This is a genomic window from Anaerolineales bacterium (assembly GCA_022866145.1).
Classification (GTDB): domain Bacteria; phylum Chloroflexota; class Anaerolineae; order Anaerolineales; family E44-bin32; genus PFL42.
In genome coordinates this window covers 1-6,096 of record JALHUE010000187.1, presented here as the reverse complement: position 1 = coordinate 6,096, position 6,096 = coordinate 1, and the positions used below count along the sequence as shown (strand labels likewise).

Below are 6,096 nucleotides of genomic sequence, written 5' to 3'. Positions count from 1 at the left end.
CCAGGCGGCGGTCGGAGAGGCGGTCCAGCTGCCACACACCCAGCCGCAGGCAGACGGCACCCACGGCGGTCGCCAACAGGATGAACCCAACGTGGTGGGGGCGGAGATGCCGCATCAGCTCCGGGGCTCCCCGCTGCTGGCGGCGCGGCGCAAGGCGGCTGCGGTCTGCCGCGCACGCTCCGGCGCCCATCCGACGTAGGTGCGGACTTCCAGCAGCTGCTCGATCCGCGCCGGTTGTAGATAGCGCAGCAGGCTGGTGTCGGCAGCCAGCCGGCTGAGGAGGGCGTCGGCGTGACCTTGCTGTGCCAGCGGCCAGGCGGCCAGGCTGTGCTGGCGCAGCCGCTCATGCATTTCCTGGCGGTCGGCCCCGGCACGCACCAGGGCGATTAGCACGCGCTCCACGGCAGCGAAAGGCCCGAACTGCGCAAGCCAGGATTGGGCTCCGGCAGCGTCCACGGTCATCCCCCGCAGGATGCCGGCGCTGGTCAGGAGCATCTCGTCCATGGCCAGAAAGGCCTCGGGTATCAGGACGCGGCGGTTGGCCGAATCGTCAAGGGTACGCTCGAGAAGCGTACTGGCGGCGTTGTGCCAGGCCGGCTGCACTGCGGCCGCGACAACCCGGGCCAGCGAGCACACCTTCTCCGACTGCACAGGATTCTGTTTGAACGGCATGGCGCTCGATCCAACCTGCGCCTCCCCAAAGGGCTCGCTCGCTGTGCGCACGCCAGGCGACTGCATCAGGCGCATGTCGAAGGCGAATTTGTGGAGCGTTGCCGCCAGGGCCGAGAGGGCGGATAGCAGCTCGAGGTCCTGGAGCCGGGTGTAGGTCTGGCCGGTCACCGGATGGCTCTCCAGGCCGAGAGCGCTGAGGATCCGGGCTTCCATCTCGGACGGGGTCAGCGAGGTGTTCTCGAGCAGGTCGCTGAATGGGGCGCCGGTTCCGACGGCACCCTTGACGCCCTTACCGCGCAGGTCGGCGCGCTGCCGGCTCAGGGCTTGAAAGTGCGCCAGCAGATCCTGCCCCACCGCCGCCAGGCGGTAGCCAAGGGTCGTCGGCTCCGCCGGTTGCAGGTGGGTATAGCCAAGGACGACGAGGTCGGCCGTCGCTTCGATCCGATCGGCCATGGCCAGCAGGACTTCGCGCAGCCGGCCCAACAGCAGGGTCAGGGCCGTGCGCTGCAACAGGACGTCGGCGTTGTCGAGCACATCGGCCGAGGTCAGCCCCCAGTGCAGGAAGCGTCCGCCCTTGGGGCACTGACCGGCGTAGGTCTGCAACTCGGCCACCAGCTCGTGACCCAGGCGGGTCTCGAGCTCGGCCGCCTGTGCCAAATCGATGCTGTTGACATGCGCCTTGAGTTCGTCGAGCGCCGCAGCCTCAACCAGGCCAGCGCCCGCCAGGGTCTCAGCCTGGGCCACCCAGATGCGCCGCCACAGGCGGCGCTTGGTGGTCTCCGCCCAGATCAAGCGCATCTCTTCGGACCCGTAACGCACCGAGAAGGGGGACTGGTAGCTCATCGCCTCACCGCCTTACGCCTGCTGGGCCAGGCGCTCTTGAGCCAGGTACAGGTATTCCGGGTGGATTTCGTAGCCCACGTAGTGGCGCGACAGGGCGCGTGCCGCCAGGCAGGTCGTCCCCGAGCCGCAGAACGGGTCGAGCACGGTGTCGCCCACAAACGTGAACAGCTCGATCAGTCGGCGCGGCAGCTCTTCCGGAAACGGCGCCGGGTGGCCCACCTTTCGGGCGGAGACGGCCGGCATCGTCCACACGCTTTTTGTCCAGGCCAGGAACTCGTCACGGCCAATCGTGCTCCGATGGCCGCGCCCGCTTCTCATGAAGGTGTCCTTGGAGAACACCAGGATGTACTCGTGCACATCGCGTAAAACCGGGTTGGTCGCGGACCGCCAGGAGCCCCAGGCCGTGCTCGGCCCGGCGCTCGAGGCCTTGTTCCAGATGATTTCCCCTCGCATGTGGTACCCGATCTCCTGCATCAGTTGGACGATGTAGGTGTGCAAGGGGATGTAAGGCTTGCGGCCTAGGTTGGCCACATTCACGCACGCCCGGCCGCCGGAGGACAGCACCCGGTATGTCTCCCGGAGGACGCGCTCGAGAAGAGCCAGGTACTCCTCGAGCGAAAGGTCCCGGTCGTATTCCTTCCCGGCATTGTACGGCGGTGAAGTCACCATCAGCTGGATCGAATTGTCGGGCAGCTCGCTCATCTCCTCCGATGACTTGAGATGCAGGCGATCTCGCTGTGCCGGCGGAAGGGGCTGCTCCTGCCCGGCGCTGGCCGACGGCAGGCCGGCCGGGTACAGCCGCGAGCCGTAGAAACGGCGGGCGTCATGGCTGATTCGGCCGGGAGCGCCGAAGGCGCTGGTTCGGGTACGTCTGCGCCGGGGTTTGCGGTCGGCGTCGGCGTTCACTTCCGATCGCTCCGGTAGCCGAGTTCGGACAACAGGCGATCATTGCTGCGCCACCCTGGCAGCGTCTTGACCCGCAGCCCAAGGTATACCTGCCTGCCGGACATCTGCTGGATCCGCTCCCTGGCGAGCGTGCCGATACGCTTGATCATCTGGCCGCCCTTGCCGATCACGATCGCCTTGTGGCTCTCTTTCTCGGTCAGCAATGTGGCCTCGATCCGGGCGTGATCGGGATCCGGTTCCTGGTAGGCATCGATTCGGACGGCGATCTGGTACGGGACCTCCTCCCGCAGCAAGTCAAGGCAGGCAGCCCGGATAAGATCGGCGGCGATATCCCGCTCATAAGAATCCGTCAGACTGTCCTCCTCGAAATACATTGGGCCGTCGGGCAGGTGTTCGAGGATCTTCTCCAGGAGCGCTTGTATCCCCGTTCCGACTTGGGCTGAAACCGGGAAGACCCATCCGGCGCCGACCCAGCGCTGGTAGGCCATCAGGCGCTCGGGCAGGGCCGGTGCAGGAACCAGGTCGATCTTGTTGACGGCGAACAGCGGCGGAGCCGGCTCATTCGCCAGCGCCTCGAGGCACAGGGTCTCCTCAGCGCCTGGGGATCTGGAGGCGTCGAACACGACAAGCGCCAGGTCGGCATCGCGCAGCACGGACCGTGCGGCATTCACCATGCTCTCGCCCAGCCGATGCAGGGGTTGATGGATTCCCGGGGTGTCGACGAAGATGACCTGGGCGGAGGGCAGCGTGAGGATCCCCAAGAGAGTGCGGATGGTCGTCTGGGGCCTCGGCGAGACCGGGGCGAGCGACTGCTGCAGCCAGGCATTGACCAGAGTCGATTTCCCGGCGTTGGGAGGGCCGACGACGGCGACGTAACCGGACCGGAACCGAGGGCTACCTTCAGGGAGGGGCACGAGCCTATTGTCGAAGCAAGGCGCGCGCCTGTCAAGGCGAGGCTTGAGGCGCGGGGCAAGCCGCCACCAGCTTCCGTCCGGGGGTCGAGCGCATTGGGGAGCAAGGCCGCCAGGGAGACAGCGGTCTCCCGCGCTGGAGGCCGTTCTGGCACCAGACCCCGGGGACCACTGCGCTCCGAGGGTTCCCAATGACAACGGAATGCCCTACAGCCGCTGTGCGCCTGGGGGGGCGGGCATGGAGACCGGAATTTCGGCCCGTTGTACTGCGAACCGCCGGCCCGGTGAGCCCTGACCCACGCAGCCCGATCATCGCTGAGCGCGCCCGGGAATCGGAGATTCGGCTCGATCGAAGTGATGTATGATCTGCGTCCTTCGGATTTGCGACCCCATTTCGGCCGAGTCGGTACCGCATCCGGCCATGGAGCAACGACATGCCGTACGGCTATCAGCGTGGGCTGGGCTGGGTTCTTGTGCTTGCCGCCCTTGTGGCTTGCGTTCCCCGCCAGCCGGAAGTGCTGCGGCTGGCGTCAACCACCAGCACAGAAGATTCGGGGCTGCTGCAAACCCTCCTGCCGAAGTTCGAGCGCGACACCGACCTACGGGTGGATGTGGTCGCGGTCGGCACCGGGCAGGCGCTAGCCTTGGCCGCCCAGGGGGATGTCGATGTGGTCCTGGTTCATGCGCCCTCCATGGAAGCCGCTTTCGTCTCGTCCGGAGATGGCACGGCGCGCCACGCGGTGATGTACAACGATTTCGTGGTGGTCGGTCCGCCGCAGGATCCGGCGGGGATTCGCCAGGCTCTTTCGGCGGCGGAGGCGCTGCAGCGCATCGCCGCGGCCACGGCGTTGTTCGCCTCGCGCGGCGACGATTCGGGAACTCATGCCAAGGAGCTTGAACTGTGGGAGGCCAGCGGGATCGTGCCCGATGTCGCCGGTGGATGGTATCAATCGTTGGGGCAGGGGATGGGCGAGACCCTGGTCTTCGCCGAGGAGCAGGGCGCCTATGCCCTGACTGACCGCGGGACGTACCTGGCGCAGCAGGCCGCCTCGCCGGACCTGAAGATCCTGTTCGGCGGCCGATCGATCGAGGACAACCCGGACCCGGCTTTGCGCAACCCGTACGGGGTGATCTCGGTCAGTCCGCTCAAGCACCCGGGCGTCAACGCCGAAGCGGCCGAGCGCTTTGTGGCCTGGTTGACATCGGTGGAGACGCAGGCTGCGATCGCCGCCTTCGGGGTAGATCTCTACGGTCAGCCATTGTTCTTCCCAGACTCGGAGGCCTGGCATGCGGCTCACCCTTGAGCCCAGGGCCGCCTTTCCGAAGAGGCTCTTCCGATCGGTCGGGGGTGGTCGGCATGCTTAGCGGCCAGGAGGGATTGCTGGAGATTGTCCTGCTGACGCTAGAGGTCACCGGAGCGGCGCTGCTGATCGCGTGTCTGACGGGCATCCCGGCAGGCGCCGGCCTAGCGCTGACGAGGCTGAAAGGCCGGGAGGCTGTGCTGGCGGTGGTGTACACCGGCATGGGCTTTCCTCCGGTCGTGATCGGACTGCTGGTGTATCTGCTGCTGTCGAGGAGCGGCCCGCTGGGGAGCCTGGGCTGGCTGTTCACCCCACCGGCCATGGTCGTGGCGCAGGTGATTCTGGCGTTCCCCTTGGTTGCCGGGCTGACATCCACCTCCATCGCCAGTCTCGACCCGGAGTTCCGGCTGCAAGTGCGCTCGCTAGGTGCAACCCCGCGACAGGAGGTTCTGGCAATGCTGCACGAAGCCCGAATCGGGGTGGTGGCCGCCGTTGCCGCCGGATTCGGCGCAATCATCTCCGAGGTGGGCGCGGCGATGCTGGTCGGGGGCAACATCGCCGGGCAGACACGCGTCCTGAGCACGGCTGTCGTCCTCGAAACGCGGCGCGGCAACTTCGGTCTGGCGCTGGTGCTGGGAGGGATCCTGCTGGCGCTGGCCCTGGCGGCGAATGTCATCATCGTGCGCATTCAGGGCGGCAGGCATTGGTGGCCGCGGTGAGTCCGGTACCGGTGTACCAGATCCGGGACCTGCGCCGCGACCTGGGCGGACGGCGGATCCTTAGCCTATCCGATCTGGAGGTTGATGAGCGGCAGGTTCTGGGTTTCGTCGGCCCGAACGGCGCCGGGAAATCTACCCTGCTGCGCATCCTGGCGATGCTGGAACCTTGGGACGCCGGCGAGATCCGATACCGTTCGGCCAGACTGGCCTATCCTGCGCCGCTGGATCTACGTCGGCAGGTGACGATGGTCTTCCAGCGGCCGGTGCTGTTGAACCACACCGTGCGCGAGAACATCGCCTACGGTCTGCGCCTGAGGGGCGAGAACCCAGAACCGGTGGTTGAAGAACTGATTGAGAGAGTGGGACTGCGGGCGGTGGCGAGTCAGAATGCCCGCCGGTTGTCGGGCGGCGAGGCGCAGCGTGTGGCGCTGGCACGGGCGCTGGCGTTGCGGCCGCGGGTCCTGCTCCTGGACGAGCCCACCGCCCATCTCGATCCAGCGAGCGTTGAGCAGATCGAGGCTATAATCCAGAACATCAAGTCGACCGCCGACTGCACGATCGTCCTGGTGACCCACAACATCCATCAGGCGCGGCGGCTGGCTGACCGCGTGGGCTTCCTGCTGGGCGGGGAGCTGGTCGAAGTGCAGCCAAGCGAGGCCTTCTTCTCGTCGCCGGAAGATCCACGTTCCGCGGCATTTGTCAGCGGCGAGATGACGTACTGAAAGCGAGGCACTTCATGAGTAT

At 66.7% G+C, this 6,096-nt stretch carries 6 protein-coding genes; 3 read left to right on the top strand and 3 right to left on the bottom strand.

Translation table 11 applies throughout. The features are described 5' to 3' along the window. Positions 1–114 precede the first annotated feature (114 nt). From purB to era, 3 genes are read right to left on the bottom strand one after another with little or no spacing between them, the layout of a single operon-like run. A complete protein-coding gene (gene purB / locus MUO23_06010; protein MCJ7512508.1) occupies positions 115–1,515 on the bottom strand; it encodes an adenylosuccinate lyase in 1,401 nt (466 codons plus the stop codon). A gap of 12 nt (positions 1,516–1,527) precedes the next feature. Beyond that, complete coding sequence (locus MUO23_06005; protein MCJ7512507.1) at positions 1,528–2,421, bottom strand: site-specific DNA-methyltransferase; 894 nt, start codon at positions 2,419–2,421, stop codon at positions 1,528–1,530. Beyond that, on the bottom strand, positions 2,418–3,335 hold the full coding sequence (gene era / locus MUO23_06000) for a GTPase Era (protein ID MCJ7512506.1): 918 nt from the start codon (positions 3,333–3,335) through the stop codon (positions 2,418–2,420). The genes MUO23_06005 and era overlap by 4 nt, the downstream gene beginning before the upstream one ends. A gap of 431 nt (positions 3,336–3,766) precedes the next feature. Here era and MUO23_05995 point away from each other — a divergent pair, with 431 nt between their 5' ends. The 3 genes from MUO23_05995 to MUO23_05985 are packed head-to-tail and all read left to right on the top strand — an operon-like array spanning position 3,767 to position 6,074. Further along, on the top strand, positions 3,767–4,636 hold the full coding sequence (locus MUO23_05995) for a substrate-binding domain-containing protein (protein MCJ7512505.1): 870 nt from the start codon (positions 3,767–3,769) through the stop codon (positions 4,634–4,636). Between the two features lie 53 nt (positions 4,637–4,689). Then, a complete protein-coding gene (locus MUO23_05990; GenBank protein ID MCJ7512504.1) occupies positions 4,690–5,352 on the top strand; it encodes an ABC transporter permease in 663 nt (220 codons plus the stop codon). Beyond that, complete coding sequence (locus tag MUO23_05985; GenBank protein MCJ7512503.1) at positions 5,349–6,074, top strand: phosphate ABC transporter ATP-binding protein; 726 nt, start codon at positions 5,349–5,351, stop codon at positions 6,072–6,074. The genes MUO23_05990 and MUO23_05985 overlap by 4 nt, the downstream gene beginning before the upstream one ends. Positions 6,075–6,096: the final 22 nt, after the last annotated feature.

Coding starts and splice junctions, on each gene's coding strand:
- purB (MCJ7512508.1), bottom strand. CDS start 1,515: ATGAGCTACCAGTCCCCCTTCTCGGTGCGTTACGGGTCCGAAGAGATG.
- MUO23_05990 (MCJ7512504.1), top strand. CDS start 4,690: ATGCTTAGCGGCCAGGAGGGATTGCTGGAGATTGTCCTGCTGACGCTA.
- MUO23_05995 (MCJ7512505.1), top strand. CDS start 3,767: ATGCCGTACGGCTATCAGCGTGGGCTGGGCTGGGTTCTTGTGCTTGCC.